Raw genomic sequence first — 17,965 nt, 5'->3', positions numbered from 1 at the left:
GCGTTTTCGTCAGTGGCCTCAGGGGCGGTGAGTCACCCGTGCGCTCAGGCCTTGTGCTTGCGATAGGTCGCGCGGGTGATCTCGACGATCTCCACGCTGACTTCGCGGGCCGCCTCGCAGTGAGGCTTGAGGGCCTCCATCAGGATATCCGCCAGGCGCGACTTGTCGTCATCGCTGCGGCCTTCCAGCTGGTGGCAGTGCAGATTGACGAAGCCGTGCTTGTGCGCCAGCGGTGCCTGATTGCCGGCCAGACGCCAGTGACGCCAGCTTTCCGCGCGCACCTTGATGTCGGTTTCCTTGAACAGGCCACTTTGCATGGCTGCGGCATGCAGGTCATCCATGATCGCGTCCATGTCGAGGCTGGGGGCCAGACTGTCGGCATAATCAATGACGAGATGAGGCATGGGATGGGCTCCTTGAGCATGGCCACGCCTCTCGGGGCGTGTGCCGATGATGAAATTGGCCAGCGATAGTAGCAAATTTTGTGCAGCACGCCGCCTGTTGTTGCCTCACGCTGCCAGTGCGCCATTCACGCGCTGGCGATGATACCCGTCAGGTTGAGCGAAGATGGCTCGCGCTCGTCGCCCGCAGGGTAAGACGCCGAAGGGCCAGTGGCGGCGTCGACTCCCGGATGTGTCTTGGACACTGTGGGCTTGGACAGAGGGGGCTTGGACACAGAGGGCTTGGACAGAGGTGTCTTGGAGCGTCGTCCGGGCACTTCACGTACCAGGCGCGGCATCAGGAAGCCGGGCAGGTGCTCAAGCAGCGCTTCCATCAGGTTGCAGGCCTCTTCATCGCTGACCGCGAAGTGGGCGGCGCCCTGCACGGGGTCGAAGGCATGCAGGTAGTAGGGCAGTACGCCGCACTCGAAGAGTCGCTCGGCGAGGGCCGTCTGCACTTCCACGCTGTCATTTACGCCGCGCAGGATGACGCCCTGGTTGAGCAGGGTGACGCCGGCGCTCTTGAGGCGAGTCATGGCGGCAGCGACGGCGTCGTCCAGCTCGTTGGCATGGTTGGTGTGAATGACCAGCACCTTCTGCAGACGCGTGCTACCCAGCCAGCCGAGCAGCTCGTCATTGACGCGGTCCGGAATCACCACCGGCAGGCGCGTGTGGATGCGCAGGCGCTTGAGATGCGGGATCTCGCCCAGCGACTCCACCAGCCACGCCAGGCGCTTGTCGGGTGAGACCAGCGGGTCGCCGCCGGACAGGATCACCTCGTGGATGCGCTCGTCGGCGCGCAGGTAGTCGAGGATATCCTGCCACTGCGCGCGGCTGGGCTGATGGTCGTCATAGGGGAAGTGACGGCGGAAGCAGTAGCGGCAGTTGATCGCGCAGCCGCCGCTGGCCATCAGCAGCACCCGGTTGGTGTACTTGTGGATCAGCCCCGGCAGCGGCGTATGTTCGGCCTCTTCCAGCGGATCGGTGACGTAGCCGTCGAGCACATCGGTCTCGGCGTCCAGCGGCAGCACCTGGCGCAGCAGTGGGTCGTCGGGGTCATTGGCGCGGATGCGGCTGGCATAGGCCTCGGGCACGCGGATCGCGAACAGTTCATGACCGTCACGGGCGCCCGGCAGCCACTCGTGCTCCAGCCCCAGGCGCTCCAGCAGAGCCTGTGGAGAGCGGATCACGTCGCGTAGCTGTGCACGCCAGTCATTCGGGGCCGACGGGGCTTCAGCGGCAGATGAGAAGGCCTCTGAGGCACGACTTTCGTGGCTGGTGTGCGGGATGGTATGCAAGGATGCAGGGGTTCGGGTTATCATGCGCATCACTTCTAGTCATGATTGCAGCCAATTGACTGCAATCTGGAATTCATGGCGGGCAAGACCCGTTAACGAGTCGAGAGCGAGCAAGATGGCCAACTATTCTACCAACGAATTCAAGTCCGGTCTGAAAGTGATGCTGGACAATGATCCCTGTGCCATCGTCGATAACGAACTGGTCAAGCCGGGCAAGGGCCAGGCCTTCAACCGCGTCAAGCTGCGCAACCTGAAGACCGGTCGTGTATGGGAACGTACTTTCAAGTCCGGCGAGAGCATCGAAGCCGCCGATGTCATGGAAGTCGACATGGAATACCTCTACACCGACGGTGAGATGTGGCACTTCATGCGTACCGATGGCTCCTTCGAGCAGTACGCTGTCGATGGCAAGGCGCTGGGCGACACGGTCAAGTGGCTGAAAGAGCAGGTCGTCTACACCATCACGCTGTGGAACGACAACGCGATCGCCGTCACCGCGCCGAACTTCATCGAGCTGGAAGTCGTCGAGACGGACCCGGGCCTCAAGGGCGACACCGCCAACGGTGGCTCCAAGCCGGCGACCCTGTCTTCCGGCGCCGTGGTGCGTGTGCCGCTGTTCATCAACCAGGGCGAAGTCCTCAAGGTTGATACCCGCAGCGCCGAGTACGTGTCTCGCGCCTGAGCCTTTTCGCTCACGTCGTGAACACCCTGATGCCTCGCCTCGTGCGGGGCATCATCGTTTGTGCTGCTCCTTCGTGCTCCTCATTCCTGCTGGTCAGTCGTGCAGGGCGATCGTGTCGATCAGCCCTCGCGATTGGCCAACGTCTCCCGCTGATCCCTTCCTCGAGCCTGTCCATGTCTGATGCCGATTCTTCCGCCGCTGCTTCACCTCTCTCAGCCACTGCCGCGCCAGGCGCCGCCCTGGCTGAGGACTGGGCGCCCACTGCCACGCGCGAGCGGCTCGTCCAGCGCGCGCGTCTGATCAGTGAGGTGCGCACCTTCTTCGCCGAGCGTGAGGTGCTGGAGGTGGAAACGCCGGTGCTGGGGCGGGCCGGTTCGACGGATGTCGGTCTCGCGTCATTGTCACTGACCGCGCAGTTGCCGGGCGAGCGTGAGCGCGTGCCGATGTGGCTGCAGACATCGCCGGAATTTCACATGAAGCGTCTGTTGGCGGCCGGCAGCGGGCCGATCTTCCAGATCGCGCGTGCCTTCCGGGATGGCGAGGTCAGCCGCCGTCACAATCCCGAGTTCTGCATGCTGGAGTGGTATCGCCCCGGCATGAGCCTTGAGGCGCTGATGACGGAGACCTGCGAGCTGATCCGGCGCGTGATGGCCCTCGGGGCACAGTTGACCGGACAGCCGTCGCTGCTCAGTGAGTCTCAGGACGCCCAGGCCAGGCCTGCCATCACGCCTTACCGTGCGCTGTTTCGCCGTGTGCTGGCGCTGGACCCCTTCACGGCCTCGCTCGAGGAGCTGCGAGCCGCCTGTGCGCGAGAATGTGAGGTCGCGGCTGACGACTGGTCGCATGAGACATGCCTGGATGCGCTGATGAGCCTGGTGATCGAGCCGACCCTTGGCTCAGGGTCTCAGGGAGCAGAAGCACAGGGACGAGCCACCGTGGAGCTGGTCACCGAGTATCCGGCCGCGCAGGCTGCCTTGGCGCGCAAGCATCAGGACAGTGAGGGCGATTGGGTGGCGTCGCGCTTCGAGGCCTACGTGGCGGGCATCGAACTGGCCAACGGCTATGACGAGCTGACCGATGCCAGCGAGCAGGCGGCGCGCTTTGCCGAAGACAATGCCGCGCGAGTCGCCCAGGGTCTGCCCGAAGTGGCGGCGGACCAGCGTCTGGTGGCGGCCTTGCAGGCGGGAATGCCAGCGGGGAGCGGGGTGGCGCTGGGGCTGGATCGCCTGATCATGCTGGCGCTGGGAGAGCGCGATATCTCGGCGGTCATCGCTTTTCCGGCATCACGTGCTTGAGAGCCGGCATGAGAGGCAGATTTTGATGTGATTTGCGTGAATTCCAGCGTTTATTGCCAACACGCTTGCCGAGCGTGCGTCGACTAGACTGGAGAGGTCAGCATGGAGGGTTGGCGCTTGCCGGCGAAGCCCGCAGGCAAGGTGATGGCAGGACCAGGGCAATGGTCGCAGCGGGTCTTCTTTTATCGGGCATGGTGAAAGAAGGCGACAGATGATGTCTCGAACCCTCGGAGCCTTCGAGGCATCATCCGGCAGTCGCGTCGTGAGAGCGTGACGCCCGTCATGGAGGACTCTGATCTGTTTGGGCACTGAAGGTAGTGATCACCCCGATGGCAGCGTTCATCGCGGGGCAAGGCAAGAAGGCGAGGGGCGCGGTCAGGCTCCTGTCGTTAAAAAGGGAAGCCAGAGGCTTCCCTTTTTTTATGCCCGGATTTCATGTGCGGGCTTTATGCGCGAGTGTCGTGCTCGCGCTGCGCCATGCCTGACCTTATTTCTCGCCTGTGGCCGGCGTGTCCTGCACCGTCTCTGCCGCATGCTCTTCTGACTCGGTCGGGGCCGGCGCTGTCGCAGACGGGCGCATGCCGAGTGACTGACCCATGCTGACCTTCTGGCCCGGTGTCAGGGCGTCATCGAACTCGACGCTGTCCGGGAAGCACATCACCACGGTGGAGCCGAGCTGGAAGCGGCCCATCTCGGCGCCATGCGCCAGCTCGATGAGTTGATCGAAACGGGTCGTCTCGACATCACCGGAAAGCGGCGTGACCTGACCGCTCCAGACGGTCTTGATCGCCGCGACGATCATCGCGCCCACCAGCACCATGGCCATCGGACCATGCTCGGTCTCGAAGATGCACACCAGGCGCTCGTTGCGCGCGAAGAGGCCCGGCACGTGCTTGGCAGTGGCTTCGTTGACCGAGAACAGGCGTCCCGGGACGTAAGCCATCTCGACCAGACGACCGGCCACCGGCATATGGACGCGATGGTAGTCCTTCGGTGACAGATAGACAGTGGCGAAGCGGCCGTTGCGGAAGGGCGCGGCGCGCTCTTCACTGCCACCCAGCAACTGGGTCAGCGAGAATGCCTGACCCTTGGCCTGTACCAGGGTGCCGTGTTCGATGTTGCCGAACTGGGACAGTACGCCATCGGCCGGTGACACCAGGCCTTCACCGATGGGGCGGGCATCCGCCTTCAGGGCGCGGGTGAAGAAGTCATTGAAGCAGGCGTAGGCACGCGGATTCTCCTCGAGCGCCTCGTTCATGTTGACGCCGTAGGCCTTGATGAAGCGCTCGATGAAGGTGTTCTTGACCCACGGATTGGTGCAGGCGGCGACACGGCCGATGAGGCGTGAGATCAGGTGCTGGGGCAGTGGGTACTGGCTCAGGGAAAACAGCTTGGCGCGATCCACGATGGCGATCCTTGCAGGCACTTTCAGGAATGAAAAGCCCGCTCCTCGAGAGGGCGGGCGTTGGCCGGCAACAGCGGCGGCCAGCAGTTGGGCTGCACCTTAGCCCATCGTCAATAACGGCTCAAGCCTGCGAATTGCCGCAGCAGCGGGCCTGGCGACAGTTGCCAGGCAGGCCATGCGTTTCATCCCGGCATGGCCTGCATTGGCGTGCTGGCGCTCGATAGGCCCGTCCCAGGCTGCAATCTGGAGCCTTCAGTCTGTTATCAGGAGCCTTCAACCCATTATCAGTCGTCAGCGCTCGATGGGCGTATCGTCACGGTTGCCCCATTCCTTCCAGGAGCCGGGATAGGCGCGCACATCGCTGAAGCCCAGCGCCTGACCCACCAGCCAGGTCAGGCCGGAGCGGTGATGGCTCTGGCAGTGCGTCACGATGTGCTGTTCGGGGTTGAGGCCGCGAGCGCCCAGCTCCATTACCAGCTCCGCATAGTCGCGGATACGCAGGTTGCGCTCACGGTCCATGGCCTCGGTCCACTCGAAATGCACGGCGCCCGGGATATGGCCGAGGCGGGCGTTCTGGCCCTTCTCGCCGCGATACTCTTCCGCGGAGCGCGCATCCCAGACCACGACGCTTTCCTGCGGGTCCTCGGCCGCCAGTCGATCGAGAATGTCTTCCCGCGTCGCCATCACGCTGGTGTCCATGTAGGCGGCGTGATACTCGCTGGGGCTCCAGTCGCTGGCGGTGTCACTCAGCGGCAGGCCATCGCCTTGCCATGCGTGCAGGCCACCATTGAGGTAGCTGTAGCGGGTATGGCCGAGCAGCGCCAGGGTCCACAGCAGGCGTCCGGCCCAGCCGCCGCCTTCATCGTCATAGGCCACCACATGGCTGTCGCGGGTGATGCCAAGGGCTGACATCACGCCAGACAGCGCCTCGGGGCTCGGCACGCCGGGAATGTCATCGTCATTGCTGCCGACCAGCTGCTTGAAGTCGAGCAGGCGAGCGCCGGGCACATGACGCGCATGGCTCTCGGCTTTCAGCGGCACGTCGACGATCACGATATCAGGATGGTCGAGCATCTCCGCGAGCTGCTGCGGTTCGACGATCAAGGGCAGCAGGTCGGCTTCCGAGGGGGAAGGGTGTGAAGAATCGTGAGACATGGCGTAATCCTTGCTTCTACGAAGAGAGTGATCCTTCCGGCATCATGGCACGTCGGCTGGCACTGTGGTCAAGTGACTGCGGCGAGGCGAAGTGTCACCGCGCCAGATTCCTTGCCATCTTGTCCCCTGAAACGACATGTTTTCAGTATAATGCCGCGCGTCACATTCTGGGGCGAACGTGTGAATGCCCAGTGCGCACGTATGACGGTACAGACGTGGACGACGCGTGTGCCAGCAGGGCACAGTGCGCGCCATGACCTGACCTTATGGACAGCCTTCTGGACAGCCTTCTGGACAGGCTTCTGGACAGGCTTCTGATCAGATGGCGAGGCCAGCCGGTAGCCCCAGCAGCCAGTAGATCCAGTAGGTCTTGTCGAAAGAAGCGCTTGTTTCAGTGCAGCGGGCCTGGGGCGAATGCCACATTCTGGCCCTCGGGAACACCCTCTTCGCGGCCCCAGGCAATACACTGTCTATAGCCAGTGGCGCTGCTGCACTCTTCGAGTGCGGTGCGGGCGCTCAACGTGTGTCATTTCGGTGCAGCGTGTCGGCGACCCGTCGACGCTGAGCTGCTACTCAATCGCTTCATCCTGAACGGGAGTCATCATCTTGCTCGAGCGCCTATTCTCACTGCGTGCCGAAGGCACCACGACGCGCACGGAAGTGCTGGCGGGCATCGCCACCTTCATGGCGTCGATGTACATCATCGTGGTCAATCCCGGCATCCTGTCAGCCGCCGGCGTGCCATTCAGTGCCGCCCTCACGGCGACCGTGCTGGTCAGCTTCTTCGGCAGCCTGATGATGGGCCTGTACGCGCGCAACCCGATCCTGGTCGCGCCGGGCATGGGCATCAATGCCCTGTTCGCCTACACCATGGTGCTGGGCGGCGGCATGAGCTGGGAGGTCGCGCTGGGCTGCGTGTTCTGGGCCGGCGTCATCTTCGCGGTACTGGCCATGTTCAACGTGCGCCGCCTGGTGATCGATGCGATTCCCGCTCAGCTCCGCTACGCCATCGCCTGTGGTATCGGCCTGTTCATCACCTTGATCGGTCTGGTGAATGCCAAGCTGATCGTCTCCAACCCGGTCACCGTGGTCAGTGTCGCGCCGATGACGCCCTCGCTGGTGGTCTTCCTGCTGGGGTTGGCACTGACCGCCATCCTGGTCGCGAAGCGTATCCACGGCGCATTGATCATCGGCATCATCGTCACGACCCTGATGGCGACCACCATCGGGCGTCTGTGGGGGGATGGCAGCGCCTACTTCCCGCCGGAGATCGCTCAGCCGACGCTGGTCAACTTCACCGGTATCTTCGCTGCGCCTGATTTCAGTGGCCTGCTGGCGCTGGACCTGCTCGGTTCGCTCAAGGTGGCCTATGCGCCGTTCATCTTCGTCATTCTGTTCACGGTGTTCTTCGATGCGCTCTCGACCTTCATGGCGGTGGCCGAGGCGGGCAATCTGAAGGACGAGAATGGTGACCCGCGCAATATCCGTCGCTCGATGATGGTCGATGCCTTCTCGGCGCTGGTGTCCGCGCCACTGGGTACCAGCCCGGCGAATGCCTACATCGAATCGGCGGCCGGTATCAGTCAGGGCGGACGCACCGGGCTGGTCGCGGTGGTGGTGGCGCTCTGCTTCCTGCCGTTCCTGTTCCTGGCGCCGCTGCTGTCGCTGGTGCCGTCCATCGCGACTGCCCCGGCGCTGATTCTGGTCGGCGTATTCATGATGGAGCCGATCGGCAAGATCCACTGGCACCAGTTCGATGATGCGATTCCGGCCTTCATCGCCATGGTGATGATTCCGCTGACCTATTCCATCACCCACGGTATCGTGTTCGGCTTCCTGAGCTTCGTGGTCATCAAGCTTGGCGTTGGCAAGGCGCGTGAGATTCGCCCGACCATGTGGGTGCTGTTCGCGCTGTCACTGCTGCTGTTGCTGGAAGGCTAGGTTTCGAAAGCGGCAGTGATGTGTCTCGAGGCTGTGATGTATCTCGAGGGCCTCGAGCATGAAAAAGCCCCGCCAGGCAGTGACTGCCTGGCGGGGCTTTTTGTTGACGGCTTTTGATAGCGCCTGATCAGCTCTCGGTCAGCGAGAGCAGAATCTTCTTGTAGCTCTCGAAGCGCACGCGGCCGATCTCACCGTTGTCCACGGCCTGAAGCAGGGCGCAGCCCGGCTCCTTCTCGTGCTTGCAGTCGCGGAAGCGGCAATAGCCGAGATAGTCGTGGAACTCGCGGAAGCCGTCGGTGACCTGCTCGGGAGTCAGGTGCACCAGGCCGAATTCACGAATGCCGGGCGAGTCGATCAGGTCACCGCCATCCGGCATGTGATAGAGCCAGGCGGTGGTGGTGGTGTGCATGCCCTGGCGTGATTCGGCCGACAGCGGGCCGACACGAACTTCTTCCCTGGGCAGCAGCATGCCGATCAGTGACGACTTGCCGACGCCACTCTGGCCGACGAAGACCGAGGTGCGGTCGCTGAGTTGGGCCTTGAGGGCGTCAAGCCCCGACTCGCCACGCGTGGTGCAGGCGACGACTTCGTAGCCGAGCGCTTCATAGCGCGCCAGCAGGTCGCGCAGCTCACCGCCGCTTTCCGGCAGCAGGTCGACCTTGTTGAGCACCAGCACCGGCGTGATGCCGGTGGCTTCCGCAGCGATCAGATAGCGGTCGATCAGGTTGGGCTGCGGGGCGGGTTCGGCGGCGAACACGATCAGGATCTGGTCGATGTTGGCCGCCACCGGCTTGAGCACGCCACGCATGTCGGGGCGTTCAAGCTCGGTGGTGCGTGCGCCACGCGCGACGACGACGCCGCTGGCATCGCTGGCTTCGCGCCAGATGACCCGGTCACCGGTGACCAGCGTCTCGAGGTTGGCGCGCAGGTGGCAGCGGTGCAGGCTGCCGGATTCGCTCTCGACTTCCAGGCTGCGCCCGTAGTGGGCGATGACACGGCCATGCTGCTCCGGGCCATATTCGCCGGCGTCGAGCTTGTCGCGGTCCTGCGTCTCGCGCTTCTCGGCGCGCTTGGTACGCTCGGCCTGCACCTTCTCGATTCGCCATTGCTGCTGGCGGCTTAGCTTGCGTTTACTCATGCTTGGCTGGTGACTCCGGTCGCCGTTCGTTCGCCAGGGATGGGAGAGTCTTCCCCCCTTTGCGGCGCGATTGTACCCTTTGCGCCCTCGGGTGTCGTGCGACGCCCCGGGATGGCGTGTGATACTGCTGTCATCGACTGGCGTCCCGCGCCATTCCATCATCTGCTCAGCAAGGAGTGACCCATGGCAAATCCCACCGCGCAGGCCGACCGCCTCATCTGGATCGACCTGGAAATGACCGGTCTCGACCCGGCGCGTGAGCGCATCATCGAGGTGGCCACGCTGGTCACCGACGGCGACCTCAACCTGATCGCCGAAGGCCCGGTGCTGGCCGTGCATCAGCCGGACAGCCTGCTGGAGGCGATGGATGAGTGGAATACGCGCACCCATGGTGAGTCCGGGCTGGTGAAGCGCGTCAAGGAAAGTCAGATAGATACCGCCGAAGCCGAACGCCAGACCCTCGAGTTCCTGGCCCGGCACGTGGCGGCAGGCGCCTCGCCGATGTGTGGCAACAGCGTGCATCAGGACCGCCGCTTCCTGCAGCACGAGATGCCGTTGCTGGAAGAATTCTTCCACTACCGCAACATCGATGTCTCGACCCTGAAAGAGCTGGCCAAGCGCTGGAATCCGGCCGCGCTCGACGGTTTCAAGAAGCGTGCGACCCACCAGGCGATGGACGATATCCGTGAGTCACTGGCGGAGCTTGCGCATTACCGCAAGACCTTCCTCAAGCTGACCCAGCAGGGCATCGTCTAAGCATCGTTCCTCTAGGCAAGGGCGCTCGAAGCGAAAGCCCTGGAGGCAACGCCTCTCAAAGCGCGGTGGCCAGGCGGGCGCCGCGCTTGATGGCCTGCTCCTTCAGCGCCCAGCGCACATGCTCGCGCAGCGGCTCGCTGGGGTAGGCCAGACGGGCGCGCAGCACATGCTCGACCTGCTCCGACCAGGGCGCGTTGCCCAGCCCGATGGCGATGTTGGAGAGCCACTTCTCGTAGCCGATGCGTCGAATCGGGCTGCCTTCCGTCTTGCTGAGGAATTCCTGCTCCCCCCAACAGAACAGGCGGATCAACTCGATGCGATCCAGATCATGGCGCGGCGAGAAGTCAGTCTCCTGGGTCGCCTTGGCGAAGCGCGTGAAGGGGCAGAACAGCTGACAGTCATCGCAGCCGTAGATGCGGTTGCCCATCGGGCGACGGAATTCCTCGGGGATGGCGCCATCGAGCTCGATGGTCAGGTAGGAAATGCAGCGCCGCGCATCGACGACCTTGTCCTCGACGATGGCATCCGTCGGGCAGGCGACCTTGCAGGCGTTGCAGCTGCCGCAGTGTTCCTTTTCAAAGGGGGCGTCCACCGGCAGGGGCAGGTCGGTGTAGAGTTCGCCCAGAAAGAACAGGCAGCCGGCCTGCTGATTCATCAGCATGGCGTTCTTGCCGAACCAGCCGATGCCGGCCTTCTGTGCCAAGGCGCGCTCCATCACCGGGGCGGAGTCGACGAAGGCGCGATAGCCGAACTTGCCGACTTCCTTCTCGATCTGCTTGGCCAGATTGGCCAGTCGCTTGCGCATCAGCTTGTGGTAATCACGCCCCAGCGCGTAGCGTGACACATAGGCGCGTTCGGGTTGGCTGAGCACCTGAGTGGTCTCGACCTCAGGCGGCAGGTAATCGAGGCGCACGCTGATGACGCGCAGTGTCCCGGGCACCAGCTCCTCAGGACGAGTGCGCTTGGTGCCGTGCTTGGCCATGAAGTTCATCTCGCCGTGATGGCCGTTGGCCAGCCAGCGCTCCAGATAGGCCTCATGGGCCGAGAGGTCGACATCGGTGATGCCGACCTGCTGAAAACCCAGCTCGCGCCCCCATGTCTTGATGCGCGTCGCCAGTTCCGCCATGGCCTGTTCATCGGCGGCGGGGCTCCCGGTGTCGGCAGGTGAAGCGGCGGCGGTGGATGAGTGCGGAGCAGACATGGGGGTTCCAGCGAGATCGAGGACAGAGGCGCGCCACCTTAGCGCAACTTGCCGGTCAGCCCAAGCGTGCTGCCTGACGGCGTGAGCACGGCAGGTAAGGCGCAGTAGAAAGGAAGGCGGCATGCAGCGCCATGCCTCACGATAGGCAACGCACATCCAGGCAGGCAACGAGCGTCCAGACAGGCAACGAACATCCAGTCAGGCAATGGATATCCAGACAAGGAGTGTAGGCATGACAGCGCACGAATCGACCTCTGACCAGACCTGCCCCCCGGCATCTTCGGCGACCATGACGCTGTGGCGTTCGGTCAACTGTCTGTGGCCGTTGGCGGCGCTGCGTGATCTGGAGCATTGGATGCTCGCGGAGGAGACCGTCGCCGCTGACAGTGGCCAGAGCGAGGCGCCGGTGGAGAAGCGCCTGATGGGGCGCGCCGCGCAATCGGCGTTCGATCTGCTGCGTCAGCGTTGGCCGGAGACGCGCAGGCTGTGCGTGCTGTGTGGCGGCGGTAACAATGGCGGCGATGGCTATCTGCTGGCGCGTCTGGCATTGCTGGCGGGCTTCGAGGTGCGGGTCATCGCCTTGACGCCGGAGGATGCCTTGATCGGGGATGCGCAGCTGGCCGCGATCGCGGCGCGCGAGGCTGGCGTCGAGACGCTGGCATGGCCGAAGGCCGATGAGGAGGCGGCGGATGCGCTGCTCAAGGGCTGGCCCTTGCTGGTGGATACGCTGACCGGCATCGGCCTGCGCGATGCGCCGCGCGGCAGCGTGATCGAAGCCATCGAGCGCATCAATCACGCTCATCAGCAGGGCGTGCATGTCATGGCGCTGGATGTGCCCTCAGGCTTGAATGCCGCGACGGGCGCGGTCGCGGGTGTCGCCGTGGAAGCGGATGTGACGCTGACGTTTCTGGTCGACAAGCCGGGCCTGCACACCGGACGCGCCGAGCTGCACGCCGGGCACGTCAGTCTGGCGCGCCTGGGCGCGGCGCGCGTGTTGCCGGAGGTGGTCGCGCAGTCGCGAACCGCGGCCTTGCTGGCAGAGGACGCCGTGCAGCGGCTGACACCGCGCTGGCTGGAATCCGAGCTGGTGCCGCGCTCGCCGCTGGCCCACAAGGGCGATACCGGCAGCGTGCTGGTCTTCGGCGGCGGGCCGGGGCTGGGGGGCTCGGTGTTGCTGGCCAGTGAGGCAGCGGCGCGGGCCGGTGCCGGCAAGGTCGCGCTGCTGACGGCACCCGCGCATATCAGCGCCAGCCTGACGCGCTGCCCCGAGGTCATGGCGCGCGGCCTCAAGAGTGGCCCGGAGGGCAGCAGCCACGATGGCTTCGCCGTGCTGGAATCACAGCTGGCTCAGGCCAGCGTGACGCTGGTCGGACCGGGCATGGGCACCGAGAGTCTCGAGAGCATGCTGTGGGGCTGGGGCGGCATGTCGCGGGTGCTGGCGGCGGGGCAGCCGCTGGTCGTCGATGCCGATGGCCTGAGCCTGCTGGCCTGGCGCGCGAGCGAAGGCGAGATCATCCGTCGCGACGACTGGGTGCTGACGCCGCATCCCGGCGAGGCCGCGCGTTTGCTCGATTGCAGTGTGGCGGACGTCGAACATGACCGGATCGCAGCCGCAAGAGCGCTTCAGCAGCGTTTCGGCGGCAGCGTGGTGCTCAAGGGCGCGGGCAGTCTGGTGGCGAGTCCTGCGGGGGTGCTCGAGGGGCCGGCGGTGGCGCTCTGCCCCTATGGCAATCCGGGCATGGCCAGTGGCGGCATGGGCGATGTGCTGGGTGGCATCATCGCGGGTCTGGCGGCGCAGGCGCTCAACGGCGGCTTCGATGCACGCCAGCCGCGTTCCTCCCAGGATGAGGCGGCGCAGGCCCGGCGAGTCACGCGCGCCATGGCGCAGGCGGCCAGGCTTGGGGTGCTGGTGCATGCCCTGGCGGCCGACCGGGCGGTACAGGAGCGTGGTGAACGTGGCCTGCTCGCAGGTGATCTGGCATCCTATATGCATTTATTGCTCAATCCACGGGCCCGAGATGCGCATACTTCTGTCTGATGAAAACGCCCAGGTTGCCTTCGGCACTCAATTGGGAAATATCCTTGCCGGCCGCGGGCTGGTGTTCCTGGAGGGCGAGCTGGGGGCGGGCAAGACGACCCTGACCCGCGGCGTGCTGCGCGCCTATGGTCACCAGGGCGCGGTCAAGAGCCCGACCTACACCCTGGTGGAGCCCTACGTGCTGCCACGGGCCGAGGGTGGCGAGTGGCACATCAACCACTTCGACCTCTACCGCCTCGCCGACCCTGAAGAGCTCGAGTTCATCGGGGGGCGCGATCTGCTCGCCGCCGACAGCCTGGCGCTGATCGAGTGGCCGAGCTGTGGTCAGGGCTTTCTGCCCACGCCGGATCTGCGCATCACGCTGTTCGTCGCCGACGAAGGACGCGAGGCCGAATTGACTGCCCTGACACCGCGAGGTGAGGGTTGGTTGGCAACACTGGCCGAGCGCCGAACCTCTCAGGCATGATGACGCCGTTCCGCTTGCGATGTCTGGCGGCGCAGTGTCCGGTCATTCGTTATCTTCATTCATGTTCTTTCTGTCTGGGTCATCCTGTCTGATGCCTGAAATAGCGTCCAAAATTCCCCGTATGCGTCTGGCGCGCAGCTTCCGTCGCTGGCTGGCGGGTGGCGTCGTCTGCTCGCTTGCCAGCCTGGTGCTGGCGCCGCAGGCGCTGGCCGCCAAGGTCGAGAACCTGCGCCTGTGGACCGCACCGGACCACACGCGGCTGGTGTTCGATCTCGACAGTGCCGCCAAGGCCAAGGTCTTCGGCCTCGACAATCCGCGCCGTCTGGTGATCGACCTTGCCGGCAGTGAAGTGGCCAGTGCCGCCGTCGAGCGCAAGTTCGCCGCGCTGAATCTCGAAGGCAGTGCCATCAAGTCGATCCGCAGCGGGCGTCAAGGGGATGCCCTGCGTGTGGTGCTCGACCTGACGCGCCCGGTCAATCCCAAGGACTTCACGCTGGCGCCGAATGCCAAGTACGGCAATCGCCTGGTGGTGGATCTCGAGTTCCCCGGCGAATCGGCGGTCGAGAATCCCATCGACCCCATCGAGGCCCGTATCCGCGAGCAGGAACAGGCTGCGGCCAAGCGCAAGCTGAAGGGCGAGCCGGCGGAGCCTGTGGTCAATACCCAGGCGGTGGCACATCCCAAACGTGACATCATCATCGCGATCGACCCTGGCCACGGCGGGGAAGACCCGGGCGCAAGCGGCCCCAGCGGGACTCGAGAGAAGGATGTGGTGCTCAAGATCGGCAAGCGCCTCAAGCGCATGTTCGATGCCCAGCCCGGCTTCAAGGCCATCCTGACCCGCAACAGTGATTACTACATTCCGCTGCGCAAGCGCACCGAGATCGCGCGTGAGCAGAAGGCGGACTTCTTCGTCTCGATTCACGCCGATGCCTTCAACAGCCCGCGCCCGCACGGCAGCTCGGTCTTTGCGCTCTCAAGCCGCGGGGCGACGTCCGAGACCGCACGCTGGCTGGCCGCCACCGAAAACCGTGCTGACCTGATCGGGGGCGTGGATGGCAATCTCAGCCTGAATGACAAGGATGAGATGCTGCGTGGCGTCTTGCTCGACCTGACCATGACCGCGACGCTCAACGATTCGCTGGCGGCGGGTAGCGGCGTGCTGGCCAACCTCGGGCGCATGAATTCCCTGCACAAGCGTCAGGTGGAGCAGGCGGGCTTCGTGGTGCTCAAGTCGCCGGATATCCCCTCGCTGCTGGTGGAGACGGGCTTCATCTCCAACCCCCAGGAAGAGCGCAATCTCAACAGCGGCCCCTATCAGGAGAAGCTGGCGCGCTCGATCTTCTCGGGAATCCAGAGCCACTTCGAGCGCAATCCGCCGCCCGCGAGTCTGCTGGCATGGCAGCGTAGCCAGGCACGCGGTGGCAACGGCGGCGAATATCGCGTCAAGAGTGGCGATACGCTGTCGGAAGTGGCCCAGCGCCACAATGTGAGCATGGCGGCCCTCAAGCAGGCCAACAACATGAGTGGCGACACGGTGCGCGTGGGCCAGCTGCTCAAGATCCCGCGCAGCTGAACCTGACGTCATGAAGTCGCCCTGACCGCGCCTTGCGTTGTCGGGGCGCAGACACTGTCCGCTGATGCAGTTCCGGCATGCGTTGCTTGCCGTGGCTGGGTCGGCGGACAGTATCGTTTTCAGAGAAGCGGCATTTTTCGCTCGTGTATCCAGGAGTCTATCGATGTCTGACGAGCTGACCGACATGCAGCCCGCTCGCCCTGGCGAGCGACGGATCCGTATCCTCAATCCGCGCCTCGCCAACCAGATCGCGGCGGGTGAGGTCGTGGAGCGGCCGGCTTCCGTGGTCAAGGAGCTGGTCGAGAACGCCATCGATGCCGGCAGCACCCGCATCGAGCTGGAGCTGGAAGGTGGCGGTGCGCGGTTGATTCGCGTGCGCGACAACGGCTGCGGCATCACCGAGGAAGACCTGCCGCTGGCGCTGTCACGGCATGCGACCAGCAAGATCGAGAGCCTGGATGACCTCGAGGGCGTGGCGAGCCTCGGTTTCCGGGGCGAGGCACTGGCCTCGATCAGTTCGGTCTCGCGGCTGGAGCTGTTCTCGAATGTCTCGGAGGAACCAGCCAACGGCTGGCGCGTGGTGGCGGAAGGGCGCGAGATGGCGCCGCGCGTCTCCCCGGCGCCGCATCCGCGTGGCACCAGCGTCGCGGTGCGTGATCTGTTCTTCAATACGCCGGCGCGCCGCAAGTTCATGCGCACCGAGAAGACCGAGTTCGGCCATGTCGAGGAAAGCTTCCGGCGGCTGGCATTGTCACGCCACGATATCGGCTGGACGCTGCGCCACAACCAGAAGGTGGTACATCAGTTGCGTGCCGGTGAAGACACCCTGACGGTGGAGCGGCGCATCGGTGCGCTGCTGGGGCGCAACTTCCTCGAGCATGCGCTGCATCTGGATATCGAGGCCTCCGGCCTGCGCCTGTCCGGCTGGGTGGGCTTGCCGACGCACTCGCGTGCCCAGGCCGATCAGCAGTACTTCTTCGTCAATGGCCGCGTGGTGCGCGACCGGCTGGTCGCGCATGCCGTGCGTCAGGCCTATCGCGATGTGCTGTTCCATGGTCGGCATCCGGTGTTCGTGCTCTATCTGGAGCTCGACCCGACGGTGGTGGATGTCAACGTTCACCCGACCAAGCACGAAGTGCGCTTCCGGGACGGGCGACTGGTGCATGACTTCCTGTTCTCGAGCCTGCACAAGGCGCTGGCCGAGGTGCGCCCCGGTGACAACAGCGCCGCGCCTACTGGCATCGAGGGGCAGGAGAAGGAAGAGGACCCCGGCTGGCAGCAGCAGGGAATGCGCCTTGGCCGTCAGGAGCAGGATGCCCAGCCAAATGCCGCCTCCGAACAGCAATCGACATCGGCCGGTCCGCAGGCCGGGGGCGACTCGTCGGCCTCGCCGAGCGCGCCTGCAGGCCGCCCTGCGGCCCCCTGGCAGCCTTCCTCGCAGTTGCCGCCTGCCGGTGATGGTCGTTCCAGCGAACGCCTGAGTGCCGAGCGTGTGCGTCAATTCATGGCCGGCTATCGGGCACTGCACCCCAGCGAAGATCATCTGCTCACGCCGGGTGGCGGCGCAGGCGGCGCGGGCGTGGCCAATGATCCGGCGGCGATCGCCAGTGCCGAGCGTGAGGCGCGGCGTGCGCCACGTGTCACGCTGGGCGAAGGTGGCCGCGAGGGTGACGGGCCAGGGCAGGGCACAGGACTGGGGAGTGCGCAGGCCGGTGTCGGGGAAGCTGCGCCCGGCTGGCGGGTCGACTCGCCTCAGGTGGGTGGGCCGTCCGGTGGCGCGCCTTCCAGCGACGCAGGGCCTGGCATGTCGGCGCCGTCTGTCTCTAGTGGCTCGGGCTCAGGCAGTTCGGTCCCGGGTGGCGCGGTCTCGGCTGGTTCGGTCTCAGGCAGCTCGGCAGTGGTGATGCGTGGTCTGCCGGCCCAGAGTGACGACGATGACACCCCGCCGTTGGGCTACGCCGTGGCGCAGTTGCATGGCGTCTACATCCTGTCGCAGACCTCGCGCGGGCTGGTGATGGTCGACATGCATGCCGCTCATGAGCGCATCACCTATGAGCGCATGAAGCAGCATGTTCACGGTGGCGGCCATCTGGAGGCCCAGCCGCTGCTGGTGCCGGTGTCGCTGGCGGTCAGTTCGCGCGAGATGGGCACCTTCGAGCGCGAGTCAGAGGCGTTCACGCGTCTGGGCGTCGAGCTGGACGCTGCCGGGCCGGAAACGTTGCTGGTGCGTCAGGTGCCGGTCGTGCTCGGCAATGCCGATGTGGAACCCCTGGTGCGCGGCATGCTGGAAGATCTTGAGCGCTATGGACGCAGTGACCGCATGGAGGCGCACATGAATGAACTGCTCGCCGACATGGCGTGTCGCGGCAGCGTGCGCGCCAACCGCCGACTGACGATTCCGGAAATGAATGCCCTGCTGCGTGACATGGAGCGCACCGAGCGCTCCGGGCAATGCAATCATGGCCGACCGACCTGGACCGAGCTTTCGATGCATGAGCTCGACAAGCTGTTCCTGCGCGGCCAGTAGATGACGCCCCGTGGCGTCGCGGTTCACCCCTGATTCACCTCCCAGCC

At 64.9% G+C, this 17,965-nt stretch carries 14 protein-coding genes; 8 read left to right on the top strand and 6 right to left on the bottom strand.

The features are described from left to right. Positions 1 to 44: 44 nt before the first annotated feature. Both ACJJV2_RS11875 and epmB read right to left on the bottom strand, forming a co-directional pair. The gene (locus ACJJV2_RS11875; protein ID WP_043335180.1) at positions 45 to 404 is read right to left on the bottom strand and encodes a 5-carboxymethyl-2-hydroxymuconate Delta-isomerase; all 360 of its coding nucleotides are present in this window, start codon (positions 402 to 404) and stop codon (positions 45 to 47) included. A gap of 125 nt (positions 405 to 529) precedes the next feature. Beyond that, the gene (gene epmB / locus ACJJV2_RS11870) at positions 530 to 1,762 is read right to left on the bottom strand and encodes an EF-P beta-lysylation protein EpmB (protein WP_405281087.1); all 1,233 of its coding nucleotides are present in this window, start codon (positions 1,760 to 1,762) and stop codon (positions 530 to 532) included. A 91-nt stretch (positions 1,763 to 1,853) separates the two neighbouring features. On the opposite strand from epmB, the gene efp reads away from it, so the two are divergent. Both efp and epmA read left to right on the top strand, forming a co-directional pair. Continuing rightward, positions 1,854 to 2,420, top strand: a complete 567-nt coding sequence (efp, locus tag ACJJV2_RS11865) for an elongation factor P (protein ID WP_043335182.1) — start codon at positions 1,854 to 1,856, stop codon at positions 2,418 to 2,420. A 239-nt stretch (positions 2,421 to 2,659) separates the two neighbouring features. Continuing rightward, positions 2,660 to 3,715 carry an EF-P lysine aminoacylase EpmA gene (epmA, locus tag ACJJV2_RS11860; RefSeq protein WP_405282218.1) on the top strand — a complete coding sequence of 352 codons (1,056 nt, stop codon included), beginning with the start codon at positions 2,660 to 2,662 and terminating at the stop codon, positions 3,713 to 3,715. A 487-nt stretch (positions 3,716 to 4,202) separates the two neighbouring features. On the opposite strand, the gene asd is transcribed toward epmA, so the two are convergent. Together asd and ACJJV2_RS11850 are read right to left on the bottom strand one after the other, a co-directional pair. Continuing rightward, a complete protein-coding gene (gene asd, locus ACJJV2_RS11855; RefSeq protein ID WP_405281082.1) occupies positions 4,203 to 5,120 on the bottom strand; it encodes an archaetidylserine decarboxylase in 918 nt (305 codons plus the stop codon). A gap of 291 nt (positions 5,121 to 5,411) precedes the next feature. Continuing rightward, entirely contained in the window at positions 5,412 to 6,275 is an 864-nt protein-coding gene (locus ACJJV2_RS11850; protein ID WP_405281079.1) for a sulfurtransferase, read from the bottom strand. Positions 6,276 to 6,881: 606 nt separating this feature from the next. Between ACJJV2_RS11850 and ACJJV2_RS11845 the strand changes: the two genes are divergently transcribed. After that, a complete protein-coding gene (locus ACJJV2_RS11845) occupies positions 6,882 to 8,216 on the top strand; it encodes an NCS2 family permease (protein ID WP_082388884.1) in 1,335 nt (444 codons plus the stop codon). 127 nt (positions 8,217 to 8,343) lie between these two features. Here the strand turns inward: ACJJV2_RS11845 and rsgA are convergent, their stop codons facing one another. Continuing rightward, complete coding sequence (gene rsgA, locus ACJJV2_RS11840) at positions 8,344 to 9,354, bottom strand: small ribosomal subunit biogenesis GTPase RsgA (protein ID WP_043335189.1); 1,011 nt, start codon at positions 9,352 to 9,354, stop codon at positions 8,344 to 8,346. A gap of 183 nt (positions 9,355 to 9,537) precedes the next feature. Between rsgA and orn the strand changes: the two genes are divergently transcribed. Next, positions 9,538 to 10,110: an oligoribonuclease gene (gene orn / locus ACJJV2_RS11835; protein WP_107335235.1), complete on the top strand. Its 573-nt coding sequence runs from the start codon at positions 9,538 to 9,540 to the stop codon at positions 10,108 to 10,110. Positions 10,111 to 10,165: 55 nt separating this feature from the next. On the opposite strand, the gene queG is transcribed toward orn, so the two are convergent. Further along, positions 10,166 to 11,236: a tRNA epoxyqueuosine(34) reductase QueG gene (queG, locus tag ACJJV2_RS11830; protein ID WP_225996436.1), complete on the bottom strand. Its 1,071-nt coding sequence runs from the start codon at positions 11,234 to 11,236 to the stop codon at positions 10,166 to 10,168. A gap of 307 nt (positions 11,237 to 11,543) precedes the next feature. Between queG and ACJJV2_RS11825 the strand changes: the two genes are divergently transcribed. The 4 genes from ACJJV2_RS11825 (at position 11,544) to mutL (ending at position 17,918) form a co-directional block, all read left to right on the top strand. Further along, positions 11,544 to 13,349, top strand: a complete 1,806-nt coding sequence (locus ACJJV2_RS11825; protein WP_405281074.1) for an NAD(P)H-hydrate dehydratase — start codon at positions 11,544 to 11,546, stop codon at positions 13,347 to 13,349. Further along, positions 13,330 to 13,815 (top strand): tRNA (adenosine(37)-N6)-threonylcarbamoyltransferase complex ATPase subunit type 1 TsaE, encoded by a 486-nt coding sequence (gene tsaE / locus ACJJV2_RS11820; protein WP_043335197.1) that lies wholly within the window; start codon positions 13,330 to 13,332, stop codon positions 13,813 to 13,815. Before ACJJV2_RS11825 ends, tsaE begins: the two co-directional genes overlap by 20 nt. Positions 13,816 to 13,936: 121 nt before the next feature. Beyond that, on the top strand, positions 13,937 to 15,391 hold the full coding sequence (locus tag ACJJV2_RS11815) for an N-acetylmuramoyl-L-alanine amidase (RefSeq protein ID WP_405281070.1): 1,455 nt from the start codon (positions 13,937 to 13,939) through the stop codon (positions 15,389 to 15,391). A 163-nt stretch (positions 15,392 to 15,554) separates the two neighbouring features. Beyond that, the gene (mutL, locus tag ACJJV2_RS11810; RefSeq protein WP_405281067.1) at positions 15,555 to 17,918 is read left to right on the top strand and encodes a DNA mismatch repair endonuclease MutL; all 2,364 of its coding nucleotides are present in this window, start codon (positions 15,555 to 15,557) and stop codon (positions 17,916 to 17,918) included. Positions 17,919 to 17,965: the final 47 nt, after the last annotated feature.

The organism is Cobetia sp. Ld8, from assembly GCF_045066615.1.
GTDB lineage: Bacteria > Pseudomonadota > Gammaproteobacteria > Pseudomonadales > Halomonadaceae > Cobetia > Cobetia amphilecti.
This window is presented reverse-complemented; position numbering and strand designations above follow the sequence as displayed.